Annotated in this window: 17 protein-coding genes and 1 riboswitch; of the genes, 6 read left to right on the forward strand and 11 right to left on the reverse strand. The window is 43.2% G+C overall.

Going from position 1 to position 25,702, the window contains the following annotated elements; translation table 11 throughout:
• Nucleotides 1-60: 60 nt before the first annotated feature.
• The 7 genes from BCU68_RS15405 to BCU68_RS15435 form a co-directional block, all read right to left on the reverse strand.
• Nucleotides 61-2,250 (reverse strand): AAA family ATPase, encoded by a 2,190-nt coding sequence (locus BCU68_RS15405; protein WP_102565623.1) that lies wholly within the window; start codon nucleotides 2,248-2,250, stop codon nucleotides 61-63.
• Nucleotides 2,247-2,690: a VPA1267 family protein gene (locus BCU68_RS15410; RefSeq protein WP_102565624.1), complete on the reverse strand. Its 444-nt coding sequence runs from the start codon at nucleotides 2,688-2,690 to the stop codon at nucleotides 2,247-2,249. The genes BCU68_RS15405 and BCU68_RS15410 overlap by 4 nt, the downstream gene beginning before the upstream one ends.
• Before the next feature lie 8 nt (nucleotides 2,691-2,698).
• On the reverse strand, nucleotides 2,699-3,139 hold the full coding sequence (locus BCU68_RS15415) for a hypothetical protein (protein WP_102565625.1): 441 nt from the start codon (nucleotides 3,137-3,139) through the stop codon (nucleotides 2,699-2,701).
• On the reverse strand, nucleotides 3,139-5,262 hold the full coding sequence (locus BCU68_RS15420; RefSeq protein ID WP_198591753.1) for an integrase: 2,124 nt from the start codon (nucleotides 5,260-5,262) through the stop codon (nucleotides 3,139-3,141). Before BCU68_RS15420 ends, BCU68_RS15415 begins: the two co-directional genes overlap by 1 nt.
• Nucleotides 5,262-6,833 (reverse strand): site-specific integrase, encoded by a 1,572-nt coding sequence (locus BCU68_RS15425; protein ID WP_198591754.1) that lies wholly within the window; start codon nucleotides 6,831-6,833, stop codon nucleotides 5,262-5,264. The genes BCU68_RS15420 and BCU68_RS15425 overlap by 1 nt, the downstream gene beginning before the upstream one ends.
• Complete coding sequence (locus tag BCU68_RS15430; protein WP_102565626.1) at nucleotides 6,826-8,142, reverse strand: site-specific integrase; 1,317 nt, start codon at nucleotides 8,140-8,142, stop codon at nucleotides 6,826-6,828. The genes BCU68_RS15425 and BCU68_RS15430 overlap by 8 nt, the downstream gene beginning before the upstream one ends.
• A gap of 179 nt (nucleotides 8,143-8,321) precedes the next feature.
• Nucleotides 8,322-8,876: a single-stranded DNA-binding protein gene (locus BCU68_RS15435; protein WP_102565627.1), complete on the reverse strand. Its 555-nt coding sequence runs from the start codon at nucleotides 8,874-8,876 to the stop codon at nucleotides 8,322-8,324.
• 272 nt (nucleotides 8,877-9,148) lie between these two features.
• On the opposite strand from BCU68_RS15435, the gene BCU68_RS15440 reads away from it, so the two are divergent.
• Nucleotides 9,149-9,793 carry a LuxR C-terminal-related transcriptional regulator gene (locus BCU68_RS15440; RefSeq protein ID WP_102565628.1) on the forward strand — a complete coding sequence of 215 codons (645 nt, stop codon included), beginning with the start codon at nucleotides 9,149-9,151 and terminating at the stop codon, nucleotides 9,791-9,793.
• Between the two features lie 138 nt (nucleotides 9,794-9,931).
• Nucleotides 9,932-10,804 carry a UTP--glucose-1-phosphate uridylyltransferase GalU gene (gene galU, locus BCU68_RS15445; protein WP_102565629.1) on the forward strand — a complete coding sequence of 291 codons (873 nt, stop codon included), beginning with the start codon at nucleotides 9,932-9,934 and terminating at the stop codon, nucleotides 10,802-10,804.
• Nucleotides 10,805-10,980: 176 nt separating this feature from the next.
• On the opposite strand, the gene BCU68_RS15450 is transcribed toward galU, so the two are convergent.
• Complete coding sequence (locus BCU68_RS15450; protein WP_102565630.1) at nucleotides 10,981-11,634, reverse strand: DUF2959 domain-containing protein; 654 nt, start codon at nucleotides 11,632-11,634, stop codon at nucleotides 10,981-10,983.
• A 12-nt stretch (nucleotides 11,635-11,646) separates the two neighbouring features.
• Nucleotides 11,647-11,871: a hypothetical protein gene (locus BCU68_RS15455; RefSeq protein ID WP_102565631.1), complete on the reverse strand. Its 225-nt coding sequence runs from the start codon at nucleotides 11,869-11,871 to the stop codon at nucleotides 11,647-11,649.
• A gap of 196 nt (nucleotides 11,872-12,067) precedes the next feature.
• Here BCU68_RS15455 and uvrA point away from each other — a divergent pair, with 196 nt between their 5' ends.
• Both uvrA and BCU68_RS15465 read left to right on the forward strand, forming a co-directional pair.
• A complete protein-coding gene (uvrA, locus tag BCU68_RS15460) occupies nucleotides 12,068-14,893 on the forward strand; it encodes an excinuclease ABC subunit UvrA (RefSeq protein WP_102565632.1) in 2,826 nt (941 codons plus the stop codon).
• An 83-nt stretch (nucleotides 14,894-14,976) separates the two neighbouring features.
• Nucleotides 14,977-16,785 (forward strand): PglL family O-oligosaccharyltransferase, encoded by a 1,809-nt coding sequence (locus tag BCU68_RS15465; RefSeq protein ID WP_102565633.1) that lies wholly within the window; start codon nucleotides 14,977-14,979, stop codon nucleotides 16,783-16,785.
• A 60-nt stretch (nucleotides 16,786-16,845) separates the two neighbouring features.
• On the opposite strand, the gene BCU68_RS15470 is transcribed toward BCU68_RS15465, so the two are convergent.
• On the reverse strand, nucleotides 16,846-17,964 hold the full coding sequence (locus BCU68_RS15470) for an alanine--glyoxylate aminotransferase family protein (protein ID WP_102565634.1): 1,119 nt from the start codon (nucleotides 17,962-17,964) through the stop codon (nucleotides 16,846-16,848).
• Nucleotides 17,965-18,203: 239 nt separating this feature from the next.
• A riboswitch (Lysine riboswitch) is annotated at nucleotides 18,204-18,381 on the forward strand.
• Between the two features lie 112 nt (nucleotides 18,382-18,493).
• Between BCU68_RS15470 and lysC the strand changes: the two genes are divergently transcribed.
• Nucleotides 18,494-19,849 carry a lysine-sensitive aspartokinase 3 gene (gene lysC, locus BCU68_RS15475; RefSeq protein ID WP_102565635.1) on the forward strand — a complete coding sequence of 452 codons (1,356 nt, stop codon included), beginning with the start codon at nucleotides 18,494-18,496 and terminating at the stop codon, nucleotides 19,847-19,849.
• A 103-nt stretch (nucleotides 19,850-19,952) separates the two neighbouring features.
• Here the strand turns inward: lysC and metH are convergent, their stop codons facing one another.
• A complete protein-coding gene (gene metH, locus BCU68_RS15480; RefSeq protein ID WP_102565636.1) occupies nucleotides 19,953-23,630 on the reverse strand; it encodes a methionine synthase in 3,678 nt (1,225 codons plus the stop codon).
• A 191-nt stretch (nucleotides 23,631-23,821) separates the two neighbouring features.
• Between metH and BCU68_RS15485 the strand changes: the two genes are divergently transcribed.
• Complete coding sequence (locus BCU68_RS15485) at nucleotides 23,822-25,129, forward strand: sodium:proton antiporter (protein WP_102565637.1); 1,308 nt, start codon at nucleotides 23,822-23,824, stop codon at nucleotides 25,127-25,129.
• Nucleotides 25,130-25,702 lie beyond the last annotated feature (573 nt).

A 25,702-nucleotide genomic window follows, 5' to 3' on the forward strand; every position in this document is an offset into this window, starting at 1 on the left:
TTGAAAAACACTTCGTATTTACACATAGCTTAATTCCGCTTATCACCCGTAGTCACTAAATCAAGCAGCCATATTTTCTTTGTTATTATATTTAGTAAGTAGTATCGGTAGGTAGGTATTCCGTAAGCTCGTATGGCTTGGTGATTTGACAACCTTAGTCATTAACTCTTTAGAGCCAACAATATGAACTTCAGCCTCTGCTCTCGTAATCGCAGTGTACAACCAAGCTCGGTCAAGCATCCTAGATTCATCCAATGCTATGATAATACGAGGAAACTGGCTTCCCTGCGCTTTATGTAATGTTATCGCATAGCCCAAGCGCAATTGCTCAATGATCATGTTATCAACGTTTAGCGTCTTACCATCATCAAGAGTAATTACACCAAGACGCCCCTCTGCTTTGCTGACATCGGTTAATTCACCAAGTAGACCGTTTTGCACACCACGTACATAATCATTTTTAGTAAATAACACTTGGTCGCCTTTACGCATTTTCGTATACCACTCATTACCACCATCGATGAACATAATAGGCTCTCCCGTACCATTCACACGGCACTGTACGAGGTCATTAATGCTATTAACCAGTTTGTTCGTTGGAGCTATTACACGGGAGTTATGGGAGGATTGAGCATATAGCTCTGTGCATATTGCAGCGATATCAGCTTGATTGCCTGCTTCATGGAAAGTAATTCCGCCCACAGTTAACCTATCAGGAACAATTCCTTCATTTATCGACTTTGAGTACTCTGGAATGCCAGTTGTCCCTTCCTGTCGCTTCACAATATCCAACGTTGTACTAACGATTACTCCACTGGCAATGACATCCGCTAAGATACGCCCTGCACCAATGGGCGGCAGTTGATTTGGGTCGCCAACGAGTAGTATTCTGACATCAGGTGCAATGTGCGTAATTATTCTATACATCAAAGGTAAATCAACCATTGACGCCTCATCAATAACAACAAGATTTTTCCCTTCTGTAATTGTTTGATTGCGTAAAAATGCTGCAATGGTCATGGTTTCAAAACCGATACTCTCATGTAAACGCATAGCTGCACGACCACTGAGCGCCAGAGCATGAATCGTATAACCTAACTGATGAAAACTACGTAATGCTGTTCTAAGAACCGTTGTCTTACCCGTTCCAGCCCCACCCGTGATACAAGCCACTGAATTATCAAGTGAATACATAACGGCTTCACATTGCCGTGGTGTCAATTCATATGGCAAGTCACCTTTAGCTTTAACAAAAGCTGCGTTAACCACTTCAGTATAAAGATCATCTCTGCTTGATAGTGAAACTAAACGTTTAGCAACCACAGCCTCCATCAATAACTGCCCTGTAGGGTGGTAAGTAATAGTTTCACTGTTGAAGGTATACCGAACCTTATTCTCCCCAATTTTTAATGCTAGCCCTGTAAGGTTCGAATCTTTTAAAATGGAGTTAACGGCTTTTCGTAAAGTGGGTTTATCTACACATGTATGCCCTTTGGCTACTTCTTTTTGCATAGCAGCTTCAACAGCCGCAACCAATCGCCTATCATCCGTAGGTTCAATTGAAAACTTCCCCAGGGCTAGAACATCCGTTCTAGCAAATCCAAGCCCAAAGGTCATTAACCGATACGGATCATCTTTAATTGCGTCAATAGTCGCCTTACCGTGTGCTTTAAATAATCGCTGCTGTATGTCATAAGGTATTTCGTGCTTCACCATCCAATTAGCAGCTTTCAGGTTTGCATATTTTTCATAGCCAGCGTACATCGCATCAATGGATAAAGGGGTTAGCTCCTCAGCTAACTCCTGACGATGCTGCTCGGTATCCTCTGAAAGCAAAATATAGATACGATCTTGAAACCTAGCCCACAGCCCACGTGCTTTCTTCTCACCGACATCTTTAAAGTCTTTCTGGGCAGCGATGAATCTAACAAACCCCTCAGAAGAAGCTGGCATTAGACAATTTAAAGTGGCATTACTGTACCTGTAGTCATCAATTTCATAATCACCCTGCGTGGTCTTAGTAATATCCCTAATACCCTCAACTTCCCAATGCTGTCCAATAGATGGTTTAACAGGTACATCAGTAGGGTTAATACCTACACTAATAATGTATTTACCACTGTTGACCTTGTAGCTGTTCCTTGCGATTGGCACACCTTTCAGCACCATATGGCTGCTTGATGAAACAAAAAAACTAGTCAGCCTAAATTGTTCAACTGTGCTTTTCCGATTGGTCGCTAATTTAGTCATCTCGGAATCATCCCCAACTCAGAAACCACATCAGATAACTCCTTAAGCCTGCTTAATTCACGCTCCAACTCATGGTTTTTTGCTCTTAAATCGATGACCTCGACCTCAAGAGCTTGAAGCCTATTATTTTGAGTTGCTAGTTTATTACCTTCCCCACTGTACAGTTTTGGCGATGTATCCGCTTTTTTTGCTTTAGCTTCAACGGTAAGTGGCGGCAAAACATTGCGATTGCGTAGGTTATCTTCAAGCTCATCTAACTGACGCTTAAGTTCTGGGTTCTGTCTTAAAGCAGAGCGCCCACAATCAATTGCTTTACAGATTTCGCTGCGGCTCAGGCTACCTCTGTAGATTATTTGTGAGTATGACTCATCATCTTGAGTAGCCTTCCACATCTCAAAGGCTGCAACTGTTGCTTTCGCTGCATCACGTCCATTAGCCATAAAATTTACTAACCTCCTGTACTGCGATTAAGCTGAATCAGTGGTTTTTCCAGCATATCTATTGCATCGTCAAGACTATCTATCCTGATGCTGTTTTTATAAGCATTATGCTGCCAAAGAATGAATCTCTGTTTATAAGCGTCATTTAGGCTTTCTAAGCGCTTCACTTCAGCCTCTAGAGCGGAAATCTTACCTAAAAGGTATTCTGCATCCACATTGTAACTAGGTGTCGCAACAGGCTCTACAGGAGTCCTGAGCGCCTCCTTCTTTTCCGTGTAAGAATTTTGTATCTCTTTATAAGCAGACAATGACTGCCTCTGGACACCATCAATACCTAACTGCAACGCAACCTGCTCACACAATAATGACCATGTCAGTTTACCTTGCCAATTATTAATCAAGTCCAATACGTCAGGTAGAGTTTCTGCTGTGATTACAACCTTAGGCATTATAAGTCCTCCATCAAATCAAATACATCATCAGAAAAACCTTCATCTTCGGAGCTAGAACCTTCTACCGCTTGCACCAAGTCTTCAGTTGTAATCCCGATCGTATCTGGTGACACAATTTCATCGTCGAAGCCCTTTTTGCGTAAAACCTCTTTGACTGGTGAAGGGTCGTACTCTTCAGGTATACGTACAGGTGTACCATCAGGCGTCTTCTCATCTTCTAGGATTCTGATTTTTGTTCGTATATGTGCGAGTCTCCAACCATGTGGAGCTATCCATCGTTCTGAGCCGAACACTCCCATATCACGGTCTGTTATAGATTTTGCCAACTGAGAAGCGACTTCAATTTCTCGTTTTTTTAAGTTTTCCAGCGAGCCTTCCATACCTTTTATGCAAACTAGTTCTTTGCAAACTTCACAATCACCGTTGTTCCCACAAGGCATCATACTATAATCGTGCTCACAAACACCGAGTTCAGTGACTATCGCGCTGCCTGGTAAATCTTTGCCAATATCTTGAAACAACACAGGTAAATTCATCTCAATTTTATCTAGTATCGTTACATCTTCGACATCCAAAATACCTAACGTATCAGCCATCTCATCGCTTTTTTCATCTTCAGTTCGGTTATCATATCTCTTGTTATCTTCAACTTTTGCACGCCCAGCCCAGTTAGCTAAAACGAGGGCTTCCATTCCTCCCTGCTCCGCCTTCGTGCTTAACCAGTGCCTCGCATTGTGGGATTGAACTTGAATTTGTGAGCCATCAGACTTTGTAACTCCGTTCTTACTCCAAAGAGATCTGCCATCCCGAGAATCCTTTTGCACAAATCTGTCATTGATTTGATTCACTGTAGGCAGTAAGAACGAGAAGGCTCGTGGATTAAATTTTTCGTGAAACTCATTCTCACGATGCAGGAGCAAGCAATCAGAAACTTTTACATGTTTAGCTTTATCCGCATATGGCCATTTCTTGAATTTTTTAATTAACTTCGCGTATTCGTATCGCCCCAACGCTTCATAAGTCACGCTTCCATTATTCTCTTTTAAGATCTCTATTAGCCACTTGGGTGTTGGAGCTGTGGGGTTAAAGTTTTTCAGATTTAATCCCATAGCTGCATTGAATTGCTCGATAGTGAGTGGGGTCGTTTCTTTAAAGCCTTCAGGGGTGATACACCCAGAATGTCGCATAAATTTATTAGGGTTAACTTCGGCAAACTTTGCAGCTTCACGCGCTGGCGCACCAATTTTAACGAGCCGCTTAAGCGACTCCTGCACTGTTTCCTGCATAACGGTAGGTGTCCACTTAACACCCGCTTTGCCTTTTTTGGCAGGAACCCACTGCAAACCCAACTTCCAATCTCCAGCTCGATTCTGTTCCCATACCTCAGGACGGACTCTAAGCGTGGTAAGTTCTGAGCCGCGTGATGGAGCCGTCATCAGCAGCGCCATAATAGCGGTGTAATACTCAGTTTCCACACCAAGTGTCGGTGCATTACTAAACATATGAGCGATTAAAAGCATTTCTTCATCGGTTGGAAGCTTGTCTGAACGATATTCTTTACCTTTTTCGTCCAGTGAGACAGTTAAATCCTTTATCTTGCTATAAGGATTCGTCCATTCAGGCAAGCTAGGCGCAATCAAATTATCTCTGCAAAAATCGAGCAACAACTCCATTTGATAACCAGCTTTATTTAATGCACTGGGATTACTTAGTTGCTGTTTAAATACATCATCCAATTTGGCAAGTACCACACCATTCAGACTTAGAATGTCTGCCGTTCCATGAACATCAAGTAAAGCTTCTTCTAATACTCGAAGTGCTTCAAACTGACGCTGTAAGTTAGTCACTGGCTTAAGCGAATATGTGTATTTAATGTATGCTTTTGCAAAATCTAAATATGGTTTACTTAATGGCTCATAGCTATAGGATGTTGACGGCTTTGTTGCCGTTGAGAAGCGTGCAACAACCCTCCTTGTACCATAGTAGGTTTCCCATTTATTCTCAGCCCACTTATCTGCATCAAAAACCATTAAACCTCTGACTTTATTAATGAAAGAAGCTAGATTTACCGCAGATGTCAGCTCAGCCTGAGGCTTAAATTGAAATACGTTATCGTCCATTATTTAGCACTCCTTTTAGCATTCATCTCAGCGCATTTACTTACAACCCATTCAACAGCAAGAATTAACCTGTCTTTTGTTGATGCATATTGTTCACTCTTCGTCTCTTTTAAGCGCTTCTCTTTTTCTGCATACAGCATATGAAGAAACTTTTCATGAGGCGCATCAAGCAAAGGCTGAAACTTACGACACAAATAGCAAGCCTCATACCCTTTAACGCAAAAGTCATTTGTTCCGCATGCGCCGACGACCTCATTATCTATATCAGGGATGTGTGCAGTAGGATCATCTCCTCGCGCACCATCGGCAATGTCTAAAATGATTTCGCCCATGAATGCCTTTGCAAACGGGGCTAACTGCTTACCAACAGACTTATCGAGGTAGGTTACTGTCTCAGCAGTATCTTCTGTGTAAATCATTACATTTTGTATATCTAAATGATCAAGCGCCTCAGCAATAATAAATGCACTAAGATTATGACGTCCAAGGTTTGTTCCACGAGTATGTCGGAATCTGCGAGCGGTAATGTGTATGTAATCCTTTGTGCGTTCAGATCTGGCTTTCTGCTTTACTTTAAACGGATATAAAACATTATCGCGAAGCTGAACTTCAGATAGATGCAGCACATCCGAACTCAATAGTTCAGATGAAACCTCAATCCCCTGAATTCTAAATTGATTTGCTATTTCCCAGTCTAGAAATATAGGAACTTGCTTGGCGTGTAATGGGGATAACTTCTTACCAAATAACTCTTCCAGCTTCAAAAGCTCTGACTTAGCAAGGTTTTTAATAATCAAGTACAGATCTTCAGTTATTGAATAGCGTTTAATTTGTCCACGGAAGCTACCACCTCGCTGCTTAGCGCGTGGTATGTTTAAGTAAAAATTTGTCGCTTTAGTTTCAGGGTTATAATCTCTAATAACATCACACGCTTTTAATTGTCTAAGTTGAACGGGACGTTGGGCTGTTGCTTGCAAAGCACTAATATAGGCGTAGGTAGTCAGATTTAATTCATTTTTTTCAAATAACCGAATTAACTCTTGGTTCAGAGCAAGCACCTCATTCTCAGTAAACGCACCAGAATAAGGGCAGCGATTGGCTACCGCTACCCCTTTTTTATTACCCGCTAGTGTCAAGCCTTCTAAAAGACGAACCATATCAGCAGATACACCAAAATGACCATATTCATACCAGCTTATTAAAAAGCCTCGCAGCGCTCCTAAATACCACTCATTCTCATCATCAAGTGTTACTCGCCAATTCAAAATCGTATTTTCATCAATACTGGTTACTTTTGTATCTCGAATCATTCGTTGAAAACGATGATACATATTTATAGTGTGCTTTGCAGATAACTCCATAGCGAACTGTGCAAGCGTTTTTCTCAATCCATCCAGCAACTTAGGCTCTAGAGCCAACACTTCCGCTTGAAAAGAAAGAGTGACTCCTTTATTTAACCGCCAAGTATTAGCATTGATGTTAAAGCTATAACCATCTTTGGATACACGCTCTCCTACTGCCTCTCTTGGGGAGGCAACTACTCGGCTTTTCGCATGCGCTAAATTACTCATGACTATTCATTCCCTTTAGTTTTTTTAGTTGCTTTTCCAAGTTTTTTTGCTCTTCGAGAGACACTTCATCTGCACGCTTTTTGATGTGGCGTTTATTATAAACTGACGATGATTTTTCACTACTGTGACCTAAGTGATGCTGCCTCATCTTCGCTTCTTTGCCTGGATCAATCCGCTTATGCTTAGTTGACCCAGCATCAACTAATGCATTAATGGTATCGATTTTAATTGAATAACTTTCATTCCAGTCATGTCTAAAATAATGCGCATGAAGGTCAGCAAACCGTGAATCTACAGCTTTCATCATCGGTATGATTACAGTATCAAATGTACTTGAGCTAAGTGGGTGACCTTGAGTGCTACCCTTGCGATGGGTAACAAAGAGGAATGGATGCTTATTAGCATTGGGGGTGTGTCTGCGATAATTAAGGATATATTCATCAATTAGTACAGCAGTCGTTTTTTTAATGCGTAACTTACGCTCTCTAGTTTTAACGACGGGTTGAACTTTGCGAGGATCAACTAAGCTATCATGATCTCGTTTTACAAAAATAGAAGGCTTTTCACCAACCAAGTTCATCTCCGAAATATTCAGAGACAACAACTCACCACGCCTAATACCTAGCTCCTTAAGGAGTACAAACATCAAATGGTTACGCCTTTTTGTTACCTCTCTATTGAATGGGTTCAAAGGATTATCGTAATGAGCAACTTCTAGAAAATCTTCAACTACGCCATCTGCCAATAACATGCTGTCATGCCTATCGACTACATTTTGTCCCTTCCCTTTCGGTCGATGTGACTTGATCCTTTTTGTCATTGCAGTGACAGCTTTCATATATTTACTTGAGTTCTGATGATGTCCTGCAACCTTAGCAATGAAGTCCAAATACTCAGCTATTGATGTCATTCTGTTGTAATGATGATTCCGACTCACCTTTGGTATCGTATTGATCAACTCTGGAGCAGAGTCAATTTTGATCACTTTATTACGAGTGTTTTTTTTAGCAATGCCTTTAATAAATGCAACATTGAGTGATAGGTGCATTTTGATATTCTCAATGTCCACATCATCAGGAAACTTACCTTGCTGAAACTCAGAATATAAATCCCGATCACTCTCTTCTTCCCATTTAAGAAACCACTTCAAATCTGAAAGACAATTTCTAATTGTATTCGCAGCCATTGATGAGCGTAACTTTGTCGTCACCCAAAGTGTTCCCCAAAAGTGCGGCATGCCATCACTACCCATCAGTATCGGGTAACGCTCACCATCACTCAAAATCAAAATCTCAATTTTGTATTCCATATGAAAACCACTCCTTCACCCACTTATTCTTACGCTTTAATTATACATAAACCATAGAAGATGTATGTGAAGTGAACAGCAAAAGTGACAGAAATAAAAAAACCCAGCAAAAATGCTGGGTTAGAATCAATTTAGGTGTAAATTTATCTTTTTATTTACACTTTTAATTTATATAGGAGCTAGAACGGGATATCGTCGTCGAAGTCCATTGGCGGCTCATTGTACTGCTGCTGAGGCTTTTGAGGCGCTTGTTGTTGTGGTGCTTGCTGTTGAGGCGCTTGGTATTGTGGTGCAGCCTGCTGTTGTGGTTGTTGAGGCTGACCCCATCCACCTTGCTGTTGCTGCTGTGGTTGACCGCCCATGTTCTGACCGCCACCTTGACCACGACCGCCAAGCATTTGCATTACACCGTTGAAGCCTTGAACAACCACTTCTGTCGTGTAACGATCTTGACCGCTTTGATCTTGCCACTTACGCGTTTGTAGTTGACCTTCAATGTAAACTTGAGAGCCTTTACGTAGGTATTCACCCGCAACTTCAGCTAGCTTGCCAAACAGAGCAACACGGTGCCATTCTGTTTTTTCACGCTGTTCGCCAGTTGCTTTATCACGCCATGACTCAGACGTAGCAATTGTGATGTTCGCCACGGCACCGCCACTTGGCATATAACGAATTTCAGGGTCATTACCTAAATTACCCACTAAAATAACTTTGTTTACTCCACGGCTTGCCATGTCTTGCTCCGTTCTGGTTGCTGCATATTTAAATTTGAGCGCATAAGAATAACACGCTTTGCTATTATGAAAAACTCAATCGTATTGTTATTAATTTTAGAACAGAACTCACCACTAGCGTGTGAAAACTTTGCGCCAGATAATAAAAACCTAAGTAACAAAGCTATCAGTTACATGACGCTTCATTGCTAGTCACAAAAAAAGGCCGTGAAATTATAAATCCCTCGCTATTACTGACAGGTTAACGGTCCATTTTTAGCAAGGAAAAAACGATGACCTTATTAACTCGCTCGCGCAAAATGTACTTTTTGACTAATAATGATAACGAGCACAACCTCTTTATTCATCGCCTCATGAATGAGTTCAATACCCCTATCGAGAACCTCAGTCCCTATTCAATTCAAGGTCCGAGTGCGCAGCATTTTTATCGCATTTTAATTATCGACTATAGCCGTTATGCACTTTTCCTTGAGAAGCAACCCAACTTACACCTATTACATCAAAACTATGAAGTTGTACTCTTTAACGTAGAGAGGCGCTTAACAACAAAAGATTTGATGACCTTTAACCACTTAAAAGGCTTCTTTTATAAAGAGACACCTTACCGCGATATTGTGCGTGGGTTTCATTCTATTTTATCTGGTGTCGATTGGCTGCCACGTGAGATTTGCGCTCAGATCCTACATGCTTACCGGCAAGGGCTTGGCGTTTCACCGGCCGAACTCAAACATCCACTTTCTCTGCGTGAATCTGAAGTTCTCGAGTATTTAAAAGTTGATATGCCGACACACGATATTGCTGAGGAATTGAATATCAGCATCTATACCGTCAAATCTCACCTTGCCAGTATTTATCGAAAAATATCAGTTCGCAATCGCAGCCAGGCACAAGTGTGGGCGAAAAGAAACACCAACTAATCATTACCCTTTTTTATCAATAGATAGGTAAATTATTCACACTTTTTTCCATCTAGATATTGGATTAATTTTACTGTCAATTAAACCATGTTAAAGTGAGTAAAATAACTTAAATATAAATAGATAAAGGGCTTTATCATGATTAAAAAATGCCTTTTCCCGGCAGCTGGCTATGGCACTCGTTTCTTACCGGCTACTAAGTCAATGCCGAAGGAAATGATGCCAGTAGTGAACAAACCACTGATTGAATATGGTGTGGAAGAAGCAATTCAAGCGGGTATGGACGGCATGTGCATTGTGACGGGTCGTGGCAAACACTCGATCATGGATCACTTCGATAAAAACTACGAGCTTGAGCACCAAATTAGCGGCACTAACAAAGAAGAATTGTTAGATGAAATTCGCGGCATCATTGATTCTGCGCACTTCACTTACATCCGCCAGCGCGAAATGAAAGGTCTGGGTCATGCGATCCTAACCGGTCGTGAGCTTGTTGGTGACGAACCTTTTGCTGTCGTACTTGCCGATGACTTGTGTGTCAATGAGCAGCAAGGTGTACTGGCGCAAATGGTCGCACTGTACAAACAGTTCCGCTGCTCTATCGTTGCGGTACAAGAAGTTCCAGAAGACGAAACTCACAAGTACGGTGTGATCTCTGGCGAAATGATCAAAGACGATCTTTTCCGTGTAGATGACATGGTAGAAAAACCAGAACCAGGTACCGCGCCAAGCAACCTTGCTATTATCGGTCGTTACATCTTAACACCGGATATTTTTGAGCTGATTGAGCAAACAGAACCAGGCAAAGGTGGTGAAATCCAAATCACTGACGCTCTGCTAAAACAAGCGAAATCAGGTTGTGTATTAGCGTACAAATTTAAAGGTCAACGTTTTGACTGTGGTAGCGTAGAAGGTTACATCGAAGCAACAAACTACTGCTTTGAAAACCTATACAAAAAAGACAAAACGAAAGTTGAGCTAGATAAGCACTCAACGACCAAAGAAGCGTAATTTCTAGATTTATGCAAATAGGTTAATAACCATACACAAACTGGGTTTTTGACCACATAAAAACTAGGCTGAGCATTAAAAAGGCGCCAAGATAAGTATTTCGCTATCTTGGCGCCTATTTTTCATCCAGTCATTGATAACGATGTGATAGCTGCTGATAGTGCCAATAAAATCGGCTACTGTGCACCAGGATCCATCGCAGCAATAAACTCATTAGACTCTGCAATCGACTTATTCATCTCATCGATTAAGCTCGTAATATCAGCCTGCAAACTATCAAACTCACCTTCAATCGCCCCAACCGCCTGCGCATTCAGGTTGTGCTTTAAGTAGAGCATATTGTCTTTCATCGCAGTTAAGATTGGTGGCATTTTCGCTTCAGCGCGACGCATACCTTGCACTAACGAAGTATAAGAACGCTGAGTTTCCCTCAACTTATTCATACTGCTACTACGTAAGCTCGCTTTGCTGATTTCTTGGATTTCATCATCCCACTCAACAAATAACGCCTCTGCGACCTCTTCTACTTTATCAATGCGATTACTGACATCATCCGCTGCCGACTGCGCCGATTCATACTCATCTTTCGCTTTATTGTATGCCGTTTCTAAATCGCCACCATCAAAAGTCAATAAAGCCTGCATCTCTTCCAGCGCGGAACTAAATTGCGCTTGTGCCTCTTCTTGTGACTCTTTAGCCTCTTCCACTCGATCGACCATAATATCGCGCTTGTGGTAACCCACTTTTTCCATCGCACCATAATAAGCACTTTGACAGCCACCCAATAATAAACTTGCGCTGACCACTGCCAATAAAATCCGTTTTTTCATCATCACTCCTATTTACCCATTCGCTTTAAACTTCGCAGCATCAATAATGCTCCAGAGGTGAAACAGCGCGCCGATAATTGCCGGAATAATCAGTACCCAGAAAAAGTAGCACACCACCGTAATACAGAAAAAGAGTAGCGCTGCGAGAAAACGCCCCTGCACCAACTGACCTAAACCCGGAAAGAATAAACTTGCAATCGCTGCTAACACATTACCAGCCGAACCTTGTTGAGACATTACACCACCCTTTAGTTGTAAACACCATGTTATAACAGTGTACGAAGTTAAGACCAGAATTGACAATTAAATATCAGTAATAAACAGAGAAAAAAGGCGAATTCACCACCAGCCAACTGTTTTTTTATCCAGTATTCTTTGCACAACTCCAACACTGTGTAATACTTATTCTTCTGATCATAGCTGAGCATTAAAGATGGATAAAATAGAAGTAAGGGGCGCTCGAACCCATAATTTAAAAGACATTAACTTAACCATTCCACGCGATAAGTTAATTGTTATCACAGGTCTTTCTGGTTCTGGTAAATCTTCTTTAGCTTTTGATACCTTGTATGCTGAAGGCCAGCGCCGTTATGTTGAATCCCTGTCTGCCTATGCTCGTCAATTTTTGTCTTTGATGGAAAAGCCTGATGTCGATCATATCGAAGGGCTTTCTCCTGCTATTTCTATCGAGCAAAAATCGACCTCTCACAACCCACGTTCAACCGTAGGTACGATTACTGAAGTCTATGATTATTTAAGATTATTATACGCACGTGTTGGTGAACCTCGCTGCCCAGAACACCATACACCACTTGCCGCGCAAACCGTCAGCCAAATGGTTGATAAAGTGCTTGAGTTGCCTGAAGGTTCGAAAATGATGCTGCTCGCTCAGATCGTTAAAGAGCGTAAAGGTGAGCATGTTAAGACGCTTGAAAATCTGGTTGCTCAAGGTTTTATCCGCGCAAGAATCGATGGTGAAGTGTGTGATCTCTCCGATCCACCAACCCTTGAACTGCATAAGAAGCACACCATCGAAGTTGTGGTCGATCGCTTTAAGGTTCGCCCAGATCTAAACCAACGTCTCGCGGAATCATTTGAAACCGCACTTGAGCTGTCTGGTGGTATTGTCAGCGTGACTTGGATGGATCAAAGCGATCAAGATGACATCATGTTCTCGGCTAACTTTGCCTGCCCTCATTGTGGCTATAGCGTGCAAGAACTTGAACCACGTATGTTCTCCTTTAACAACCCAGCCGGTGCGTGCGGGACGTGTGACGGGCTTGGTGTACAACAATACTTTGAAGCGAGTCGCGTGATCTTAGATAACAATCTCAGTATTGCCGAGGGCGCGATCAAAGGTTGGGATCAAAAGAATTACTACTACTTCCAAATGCTCACATCGCTTTCTGAACACTATGGTTTTGATCTCTTTGCGCCATTTAAAAGCTTACCGAAAAAGATCCAAGACATCATATTAACAGGCTCAGGGCGAACGGAAATTGAGTTTAAATACGTCAATGATCGTGGCGACCTACGTATCAAGAGCCACCCTTTTGAAGGCATCTTAAATACCCTTGAGCGTCGCTACCGTGAGACCGAATCAAACTCGGTACGTGAAGATCTGGCTAAATACATTGCGACCAAATCGTGCTCAAGCTGTGATGGTACTCGCCTGCGCATTGAATCTCGCAATGTATTTATCGATCAAACACCGCTGCCTGAAATTGTTGAAATGAGTATCAGCGATGCGATGCTGTTCTTCCAAAACTTAGCGCTCACCGGTCAACGTGCACAGATTGCCGATAAAGTTCTTAAAGAGATCAACGACCGCCTGCACTTTTTAATCAATGTTGGGCTTAATTACCTTAACTTATCACGCAGCGCTGAGACATTATCGGGCGGTGAAGCGCAACGTATCCGTCTTGCCAGCCAAATCGGAGCAGGATTAGTTGGCGTGATGTACGTACTGGATGAGCCATCGATCGGTCTCCACCAGCGAGACAACGAACGCTTATTAAAAACCTTAACCCATCTGCGTGATCTGGGTAATACCGTTATCGTTGTTGAGCACGATGAAGATGCGATCCGCACCGCTGATCATGTGATTGATATTGGTCCTGGCGCTGGTGTTCACGGTGGCTTTGTGGTTGCCGAAGGTACGATGGATGACATTCTTGCAGAGCCTAAATCACTGACTGGGCAATATTTAAGTGGTGCAAAATCCATTGCTATTCCAGAAAATCGTACCCCTATCGATAAAAAGAAAGTGGTGCAGATCATTGGCGCAACTGGCAACAATTTAAAAGAGGTCACCGTCTCTATTCCAGTGGGGTTATTTACCTGTGTGACTGGCGTTTCAGGCTCTGGTAAATCAACCTTAATTAATGACACCTTCTTTAAGATTGCTCATACCCGTTTAAATGGTGCGACGACCTCAGAGCCAGCGCCTTTTAAAGATATTAAAGGTCTTGAGCATTTTGATAAGGTTATCGATATTGATCAAAGCCCAATTGGTCGCACGCCGCGTTCTAACCCTGCGACTTACACTGGGATCTTCACTCCGATCCGAGAACTGTTTGCAGGCACACAAGAGTCGCGTTCACGTGGCTATAAACCTGGTCGCTTTAGTTTCAACGTACGTGGTGGTCGCTGTGAAGCGTGTCAGGGAGATGGCGTGATTAAGGTTGAGATGCACTTCTTACCTGATGTCTATGTTCCGTGCGATGTATGTAAAGGCAAACGCTATAACCGTGAAACATTAGAGGTACGCTATAAAGGCAAAACCATTGATGAAGTGCTGGCGATGACCGTTGAAGATGCTCATCTCTTCTTCCAACCCGTGCCAGTGATTGCTCGTCGACTGCAAACCTTAATGGATGTCGGCTTGTCTTACATTCGCCTTGGTCAAGCAGCAACCACGCTTTCTGGTGGTGAAGCGCAACGAGTTAAACTGGCTCGTGAGCTATCTAAACGCGACACAGGGAAAACTTTATATATCTTAGATGAGCCAACAACCGGTCTGCATTTCCATGATATTCAGCAGTTGTTAGTGGTACTACATCGCCTGCGTGAACGTGGTAATACCGTTGTCGTCATTGAGCATAATTTAGATGTGATTAAGACTTCAGATTGGATCATCGACCTGGGACCTGAAGGTGGACAAGGCGGTGGTGAGATTGTGGCACAAGGTACGCCTGAAGATGTGATTAAAGTTGAAGGTTCTCACACTGCACACTTTCTTAAGCCTATGTTGAAATAGAAAAAACCAGTAAGATAGACAAACCAGCAGCATGGTAATTATTCACCGCTGCTGGTTTCATTTTATCTGGGAAGCGAATAACTATGGCCACGGTACACGTCAACGGCACTCAACTAGAACCTCAACAGGAATCTGTTCCACTAAATAAAGTATTTCTAGCCTCGATTGGCGTAATATTTTTAGTCGCGATGCACTTTTTTATGCCGAATCCAGGTGGGTCAGGGCTTGCGCTCTCATTTAACCCAACCACTTGGCTTGCACTGAGTATCACGATTGCCATCGGCTGTTATCAACTCGCCACCAATCGTGTATTACGCTATTCAAAGTTAACGATAGGACTGCTGATCAGTGCGCTTATCATGTCGCTACCCATCTGCTTTCCCAATGCGGATATCTCTGCCACTGCTCCGCGTCTATTCGGCTTATGGGCAGGATTAGCTCTATTTGTTTTACTGCAGCAGTTTCGCTTTAGTAATCGTCATAAACAGCGCTTATTGTGGTTTATTGTTTTAGCGACCTTAATACAAGCTCTGTTTGGTCTCTACCAATACACCTTACTTGAGCCAGGCAATATGTTTGGCTATAACACGGTTGCCAATTTCCCTTCCGGTATTTTTCAACAGAAGAATGTGATGGCGAGTTTCTTAGCGACGGGCTTGATTGTCTCTGGCTACTTACTTGCTCGTCAGCCAGACACGAAATATCATCATAAGATCAGTGATATTATTATCTTGTATGTGATCCCAGCGGTGACGATTCCTTTATTGATCGTACTTGCTTCACGTACTGGTTGGTTAACAGCTGTGCTCGGCATCATCTGTATCTTGCCTTATATCCATAAATACACCTCATTAAGGCGCTTTTTAGGTTGGACGGGGTCACTGGTCGCAGGCTTAATTCTCGGTTGGGGACTTTTAGCCAGCCAAGGAAAAAGTGAAGCGGTGATCAAAAAAGCGGATTTCGATACCCCGCGTACTTACACCTTTCCACAAGCACTGGATATGGCGATTGAGAAACCATTTACAGGCTATGGCTATGGTAAATTCGAATCACAATACATTCTTTACACCGCCAGACAGCATCAACTGAATATCAATTATCCTGCGGGTTTACCGGCGATGGATCACCCTCATAATGAGCTATTGTTCTGGGCTGTTGAAGGTGGATTAATTCCGATTGTGGGGATTTTACTTGCTGCCTATCTTGTGTTGAGTCGTATACAGACCAATAACCAAGGCACTCGATTAGCGACCTTTGCGCTCTTTATTCCTATCGTGGTTCATTCACAATTGGAGTATCCGTTTTATCACTCTGCGGTTCACTGGATCACTTTTATCATCTTAATTTACTGGGTTGATCAACGTTCATCTCAATATAGAACCGTGCCTTTTAGCATCGTCTCAAAAACGTTACTGCGTGTATCAAGCTTGCTGCTACCAGCACTCACAGCTTTCTACATGCTAAGCGCTCTGCATACGAATTATGTCTTAACCCAATTTGAAAAGTCGCAACCACGCGATCCAGAGATCCTTAACCAAGTCTCTAACCCTGTCGTATGGAAAGATCGTTTCGATTGGAATATTTATAGTACCTACCTGAGCATGGGACTCTATTCAGGGGATAAGACCTTGATACAGCCTTATGTCGATTGGTCAAACACCATTATTCAATCTAAGCCAAGACCAGCCTTTTATCGCAACCTGATCTTAGCTTATCAAGGTCTGGGTGATGATAGTCGTGCGCGACAGGTGCGTAGTGAAGCTGAACTGCTATTCCCTAAACAGGATTTTTCACAACTCCACTACCAACCACCATCGAGTGCGCCAGCCAGTCAAAGCAGTAGTCAGAGCAGCAGCCAAGGCTCTGAGTTAGCCAATAACAGTGATGACTAACAGCAAGGTTTAACTATAGAGAAAATAGATGGGCTGTGATTAGTTTCATCGCGACGATTGTTATTTAAGCGATGCTTCTAGCGCTTGCAAACATAGGGCAACATTTTCATTGCGTGCTCCATAGCCCATTAAACCAATTCGCCACGTTTTGCCGGCTAATACACCAAGCCCAGCGCCAATCTCTAAATTATATTCATTCAGTAAGTGCGAACGAATTTGTGCTTCATCAACACCTTGTGGCACATATACCGCATTTAGTTGTGGTAAACGGCTCGCTTCTTCAACCACAAAACGAATCCCTAACGCTTCTAATCCCGTGCGCAACTTTTCATGCATTTGGCGATGCCTTGCCCACGCACTCTCTAACCCTTCGGTGTACAACATCAATAAGGCTTCATGCAGTGCGTATAAGCTATTTACCGGCGCGGTATGGTGATAACTACGCTTACCTTCCCCACTCCAGTAGCCTAAGACTAAACTCTGATCGAGGAACCAACTTTGAATCGGTGTGGTTCGTGCGTGGATCTTGGCAATTGCCGCTTCAGATAAGGTCAGTGGCGATAGACCCGGTGCACACGATAAGCATTTCTGACTGCCAGAGTACACCGCATCGAGTTGCCATTCATCCACCAGCAAAGGGACGCCACCGAGTGATGTCACCGCATCGACAATGGTTAGTGCCTGATATCGTTTCGCAATTTTACTTAACGCCTGTGCATCCGATAATGCTCCCGTTGATGTTTCTGCGTGAACGAACGCTAAGATCTTGGCATCGGGATGCTGCTCAAATGCCTGCTCAACTTTAGCGATGGATACCGGCTTGCCCCACTCATCATCCACCAGCACCGCTTCACCACCACAGCGAATCACGTTCTCACGCATGCGCTCACCGAAGACACCATTGCGGCAGACGATAACTTTATCGCCCGGTTCAACTAAGTTAACAAAACACGCTTCCATTCCCGCACTGCCTGGCGCAGAGATCGCAATGGTAAAGGTATTTTCAGTCTGAAATGCGTATTTTAATAGCTGTTTTATTTCATCCATCATCCCAATAAAAAGCGGGTCTAAATGCCCGATGGTTGGACGACTTAAGGCTTGTAAAACGGGTGGGGAAATATCTGAAGGCCCCGGTCCCATCAAAGTACGATGCGGGGGCATAAAGTGCGTTATTGTCATTATATCTTCCTTTTAGCAGAGCAATAGCTAAACAGATTATAGTGAATTTTGCGCAAAGAAAGCTGGTATGACCTGATGAGCATCACATAATGGTAAAACCGCTTATCGTGGAGAATAAAAGCATAGAGAGATTGTGGGATGATGAGAATCGCGCTTTCAAACTTTGTTAATGAATAGTGTCGGGTTTATGCACTTTTTCATTGACTTTTTACACTCAAAAACGTTCAATGAAACCGCTATCTAGCAGAAGAGGAGCATTGCCCAGGCAGGTGTTTTGTAGAGCCACAACTCTAATACAAAATACTGATGGGGAGTAATGCCGAGATGAGTCAAAGTTGTTGGTTTTGATTTGTCGGTTGATTGGGCTGAATCCCTTCAACTGTCACCAGCCCTATCTGGTGATGAGCTTCTGAGGTTTGTGTCTACTCACTTTCATGCCTCTCGCTCCCTTCTCGCTATAGACATTATTCATCACGACGCTGAAGCATCGGTGTCATTTTAATTGTAGAAAGTCAGGGAGATATCTATCGTGAGCGCATTCACTGTAAGTAAGTTTGGTGGCACAAGTGTGGCTAATTTTGAATCAATGAGCCGTTGTGCCGCTATTATTGAAAGCAACCCAAAAATCAAACTGGTTGTCAGCAGTGCATGTTCAGGGGTAACCAATTTACTGGTTCAACTTGCTAACGGTATCGCCGATGCTAATCAGCGCTTAGAACTCATCGGGCAAATTACCGCGATTCATCACGAGATCATTCGTGAACTTGACGATGCTGAACCGGTTCATGCTGCGATTGTTGATATCTTAGAATCGGTAGAAAGCGCCGCTCAAGCTGCCTCTTTCCAATCAAGCAAAAAGCTAACCGATCACTTGGTCGCATGTGGCGAATTAATGTCGACGCATATCCTGACGCAATTGATGAAAGAGCGTGGTATCGATGCGGTTCGTTTTGATATCCGAGATGTTTTACGTACCAATAGTGAATATGGTAAAGCGGAACCTGAACTCGCCACCATTGCACAATTGGCAGAAGAAAAACTGACACCACTTTGTCAAAAACATGTGGTGATCACTCAAGGCTTTATTGGCGCAGACAGTGAAGGTATCACCACTACGTTAGGTCGTGGCGGCAGTGATTACAGTGCTGCTTTAATTGCGGAATCGGTCCAAGCAGCCGGTCTTGAAATCTGGACGGATGTACCAGGTATCTACACGACAGACCCACGTATCGCCCCAAAAGCATCGCCAATTGCAGAAATTAGCTTTAGTGAAGCATCAGAAATGGCGAACTTTGGCGCTAAGATCCTTCATCCATCGACTCTGCTACCCGCACTACGTCATCAGATCCCAGTGTTTGTCGGATCATCAAAAGCCCCAGAGCAAGGCGGTACATGGATCCGTCAAGAAGTGGAAAGTGCGCCTTTATTTAGAGCGTTAGCATTACGTAATAACCAAACTAAAGTGACGCTGCGTAGCCCAGATATGTTCCATGCCTACGGATTTTTAGCGGAAGCCTTTAAGATCTTAGCTAAGCATAAGGTATCGGTGGATCTGATCACAACCTCTGAAGTGAGTGTGTCGTTGACGCTTGATCAAACGGATACTTCAGGTGGAGCGCCAGAATTACCTGTTGCTGCACGTGCAGAGCTTGAAGCATTTTGCTCTGTTACCGTTGAGCACAACCTAAGCTTAGTAGCATTAATCGGTAACCAAATGAGCAGTCAAAAAGGCTACGCTAAACGTGTATTTGGTACTTTAGAAGACTTTAATCTGCATATGATTTGTTCTGGTGCTAGCTCACACAATATCTGCTTTTTAGTGGATGAAGTGGATGCTAAGCACGTCATTCAGACACTGCACAAAGCACTGTTTGAAGTGGAATAACGCTTTAATATCAATATAAAAAAGGCTGCCATTCTTATTAAGAAGGCAGCCTTTTTGTTTTCATCCGCTCACTAACGCTAAGCGCAATTTACTACGGCTATAATTAGTTAATGTTTGGACCAAGCCAACGCTCTGCCGTCACTAAATCCCAGCCTTTACGATCGGCATAGCTGTTTACTTGATCTTGTTGGATCTGAGCAATCGCAAAGTAACGCGCATCAGGATGTGAGAAATACCAACCAGAAACCGATGCCCCTGGCCACATGGCATAACTGGTCGTCAATGACATACCGATCGCCTCTTCTACGTTAAGAAGATCCCACAATGGTCCTTTTTCACTGTGCTCTGGACATGCTGGATAACCTGGCGCTGGGCGAATACCTTGATACTTCTCACGAATAAGATCATCATTTGATAGCGCTTCATCTGCTGCATAACCCCAGATCTCTTTACGCACTTTGGCATGCAAGTATTCAGCAAAGGCTTCGGCCAGACGATCGGCTACCGCTTGGATCATGATCGCATTGTAATCATCACCATTGGCTTTGTACTCATCCGCCAATTCACGTTCACCAATCCCACCCGTCACTGCAAATGCACCAATCCAATCTGGCTTACCGCTCTCTTTCGGCGCGATATAATCCGATAGGCAGTAGTTAAAGCCTTTTGGTTTCTTGGTTTGCTGACGTAAGTTACACAATACCTGTGCGACTTCGGTGCGTGATTCATCGGTGTAGACTTCAATATCATCACCAGTGCTCGCGGCAGGGAACAAGGCACACATACCACGCGCTTCGAGCAGTTTCTCTTTCTCTACTCTATCGAGCAAATCATTGGCATCACTAAATAAACGACGCGCTTCTTCACCCACTTCTTCATGGTCTAAAATGGCAGGGTATTTACCCATTAGTGTCCATGTCATAAAGAAAGGCGTCCAGTCGATATACTCACGCAAGACAGCAACATCAAACGCTTCAAAGATATGAACACCTGGCTTTGCAGGAACCGGCGGCGTGTAGTTATCCCAATCAATGGCGACTTTATTGGCACGAGCTTGCTCTAGGGTTACCGGTGGTGTGCGTGGCTTTTTACGGCTGTGCTGCTCACGGACGCGTTCATAATCTAAATCGAGCTTTTCAATAAAGGCGGGCTTTCTCTCTGCCGATAATAGATCGCTACATACCCCAACCGCTCGTGATGCGTTGTTGACATACACAACCGGCTGATTGTAGTTTTGTTCTATTTTCACTGCAGTATGCGCTTTCGATGTGGTTGCGCCACCAATAAGCAATGGAATATCAAAACCTTGACGCTCCATCTCTTTAGCCACATGCACCATTTCATCCAACGAAGGCGTGATAAGACCAGAAAGTCCGATAATATCAACGTTCTCTTCAATCGCGACTTTGAGAATTTTTTCGCATGGCACCATCACGCCTAAATCGATGATCTCATAGTTATTACACTGCAAAACAACGCCAACAATATTTTTACCAATATCGTGTACATCACCTTTTACTGTCGCAAGTAAGATCTTACCGTTCGTAGCGCCAACCGCTTTGGTTTCTTCAATATAAGGTTCTAGGTAGGCAACGGCTTGCTTCATAACTCGCGCAGATTTAACCACTTGAGGAAGGAACATCTTACCTTCACCAAACAAGTCACCCACCACGTTCATACCATCCATTAAAGGACCTTCAATCACTTCAATTGGTAGCGTTGAATTGGCACGAGCTTCTTCGGTATCTTCAATAATAAACTCGGTAATACCTTTAACTAATGAGTGCTCTAAACGTTTTTTAACCGGCCAAGTACGCCACTCAAGCGCTGACTTATCTTCAACTTTACCAACGGCACGTTCTAAAAATTCGGTCGCAATATCAAGTAGACGTTCGGTGGAATCATCACGGCGGTTAAGCACCACATCTTCCACCGCTTCACGCAACTCTTCTGGGACGTTATCGTAGATCTCTAATTGACCGGCATTGACGATACCCATATCCATACCGTTTTTAAAGCAGTGGTAAAGGAATACTGCATGAATCGCTTCACGGACATAGTTGTTGCCACGGAAAGAGAAAGAGACGTTGGATACGCCACCTGAAATCATCGCATGAGGCAGTGTCTGTTTTATCTCGGCAACCGCTTCAATAAAATCAACCGCGTAGTTATTATGCTCATCAATTCCGGTCGCAACCGCAAAGATATTAGGGTCAAAAATAATATCTTCAGGCGGGAAGCCAACCTCATCGACTAATATTCGGTAGGCATTGGTACAGATTTCAACTTTACGCTCACGGGTATCGGCTTGACCAGCTTCATCAAAGGCCATCACAATCACAGCTGCGCCATAACGACGGATCAGTTTTGCTTGATGGATGAACTTCTCTTTGCCTTCTTTCAGCGAGATAGAGTTAACGATGCCCTTACCTTGAATACACTTAAGACCCGCTTCGATCACTTCCCATTTTGATGAGTCGACCATAACAGGCACTTTGGATATTTCTGGTTCAGAGGCACACAGATTAAGGAATTTAACCATGCAAGCTTCGGCATCGAGCATCCCTTCATCCATGTTGATATCGATGATTTGTGCGCCATTTTCAACTTGCTCACGGGCAACTTCTAGCGCTTCATCATACAACTCTTCTTTGATTAAACGTTTAAAACGCGCTGAGCCTGTTACATTGGTACGCTCACCAACGTTAACAAATAGGGATTCTTTTTCGATGGTTAGCGGCTCTAATCCCGACAATCGACACGCCACTTTTAGCTCTGGCAGTGGGCGAGGCTGAACCCCTTCAACGACTTGAGCCATCTGACGAATATGCTCTGGCGTCGTACCACAACAGCCACCAATTAAGTTTAAGTAACCGCTTTGTGCCCACTCTGCAACATGCTCTGCCATCTCTTCTGGTGAGAGGTCATATTCACCAAACGCATTCGGTAGACCAGCGTTAGGGTGCGCAGAAGTAAAAGTTTCAGAGATGCGAGATAGCTCCGCGACATACGGGCGTAGCTCATCAGGACCCAGTGCACAGTTAAGACCAAATGAGATCGGCTTAACGTGTCGCATGGCATTATAGAAAGCTTCAGTGGTTTGTCCTGAAAGAGTACGACCAGAGGCATCGGTAATCGTGCCTGAAATCATGACGGGCAGCTCAAAACCAAGTTCTTCAAATACTGACTCAACGGCAAAAGAACACGCCTTGGCATTCAAGGTATCAAAGATGGTTTCAATTAATATGATGTCTGCGCCGCCAGCAATTAAAGCGCGCGTTGATTCTGAATAGGCAACAACCAGTTCATCGAAAGAGACATTACGAAAGCCAGGATCGTTCACATCAGGGGAAAGTGAACAAGTTCGGTTCGTTGGACCTAATACACCGGCAACATAACGTGGTTTATCGGGGGTCTTTTCTGTCCATTTATCGGCAGCTTCACGGGCAAGCTGCGCGGCTACAAGGTTAATCTCATAGCTTAAACTTTCCATGTCGTAATCAGCCATCGCAATCGTCGTGGCATTGAAGGTATTGGTTTCTAGAATATCAGCGCCAGCTTCTAGGTATTCGTTATGAATGCCCTGAATAATGCTTGGCTGAGTTAAAACTAATAAATCGTTGTTTCCTTTGAGGTCGGAATGCCAATCAGCAAAACGCTCACCGCGATAATCAGCTTCTTCTAACTGATAACCTTGGATCATGGTACCCATACCACCATCGATAAGCATTATTTTCTGTTTCAATTGTGCTGCTAATTGCGCTTTTTTATTACTTCCCACGATGCACCTCATTCCTTAAGTTATCTTCACATCCTATCACAGAACAAACAGAAATCTAGACGTCTAAATGCACTTTGAAGTGTTAATTTCTGGTGAATATTCTATGGCAATAAAAAGTAAAATCCGTTTGCTATTTCTCTGAGTTGATACGAAAATTCCCTTAACATTTCGTTACAAAATAAGAAGAGAACATGTCCGTCTATTACATCCTGTGTATTTTATCAGCTATTGCTATGCTCATGGCATTTATCAATAATAAAATTGGTCGTATGCAAACCACAATCGCGATAACAGCGGGCTCGATCATTTTATCATTAATCATCATAATTGCCGGTCAAAATGGGTGGTTCGAGCTTGATAATATTGCCTCTACAACGATGGCAAAGATTAATTTTGAAGATTTTTTACTTAAAGGCATTCTAGGATTCTTGTTGTTTGCCGGGGGACTTGGTGTCAAATTAAGTCACTTTAAAGATCAAAAGTGGGAAATCACTACGCTAGCCTTAGGGGCGACATTATTTTCAACCTTCTTTATTGGCTTTGTGCTGTACGGGATTTGTCAGCTCATTGGTATTCCATTTGATTTAATCTACTGCTTATTATTTGGGGCATTAATCTCCCCTACCGATCCCATTGCAGTATTGGCTATTGTAAAAAACCTTAATGCTCCGGAAAGAATTTCTACTCAAATTGAAGGTGAGTCGCTATTTAATGATGGTTTTGGCTTGGTTATCTTTGGGACACTATTTGCGATTGCGTTTAACCATGAAGAGCCAACGATTGGCAGTGTCAGTATGATGTTTATGCAGGAAGCGGTAGGCGGTATTGTGTATGGATTGATACTCGGTTTGATTTTCCATTATTTAATTAAAGCTACCGATGATCACTCGATGGAATTAATGCTAACAATCCTTATTCCAACAACAGGGTTTGTCGTTGCAGATATACTGGAAGTATCCGGTCCTCTCGCCATGGTCTCTTCTGGTATTTTGATTGGTAACTGGACGCGATTTGTTGCTTTTACCAAAGAGAGCGAAGGGCACCTTGATCAGTTCTGGGAGTTGATTGATGAGTACTTGAACAGTATCTTATTCTTATTGATTGGTATGTCTATGCTACTGTTCCAATTCCATCAAGAAGATTGGATTGTGATGTTTATTGCTGTGCCTTTAGTTCTCATCGCTCGTTATTTAAGTATTCTACTTCCTTATCAAGGTTTTAAGCGTTTTCGTTCTTATAATCCATGGTCGGTGAGAATTCTTACTTGGGGTGGCTTGCGTGGTGGCCTTGCGATTGCGATGGCGTTATCAATCCCTGCTGGCATCATGGTTGTTCCTGATAAGCAGATTGATGTCAGAGAAATTATTCTCGTGATGACCTATGCGGTGGTTATTTTTTCTATCTTGATTCAAGGTTCAACGATTACACCGATGATTGAGAGGGCGAAAGTGGAAGAAGCAAAGGATAAAGCTGCGCAAAAATTAAAAGATCAGCAGTAGTACAGTTATCAATTCATGCCTATCAACACCATAGTGCTACTTTCCTACAGACGTACAAAAGCCCAAGTCTTTCGACTTGGGCTTAGTATAGTGGCGGAGTGGACTGGACTTTCTATTCACCTTGAGAGCAACACGTCCCCGGCGTGACTGGCCGCCAAGATTTTAAAGAATAGCCTAACCAACTGAACGACTACTCCGCAGTGTCTATTCAGCATAAATTCATATCTATCAACGCCATAGACCTACTTTCCTACAGACATAAATTCACGCCTATCAACGCCATAGATCCACTTTCCTACAGACGTAAAAAAGCCCAAGTCTTTCGACTTGGGCTTAGTATAGTGGCGGAGTGGACGGGACTTTCTATTCACCTTGAGAGCGACACGCCCCCGGCGTGACTGGCCGCCAAGGTTTTAAAGAATAGCCTAACCCACTGAACGACTACTCCGCAGTGTCATTCAGCATAAATTCATATCTATCAACGCCATAGACCTACTTTCCTGCAGACATAAATTCACGCCTATCAACGCTATAGATCCACTTTCCTACAGGCGTAAAAAAGCCCAAGTCTTT

This window comes from Vibrio sp. 10N.286.49.B3, assembly GCF_002873395.1.
In the GTDB taxonomy this organism is placed as follows: domain Bacteria; phylum Pseudomonadota; class Gammaproteobacteria; order Enterobacterales; family Vibrionaceae; genus Vibrio.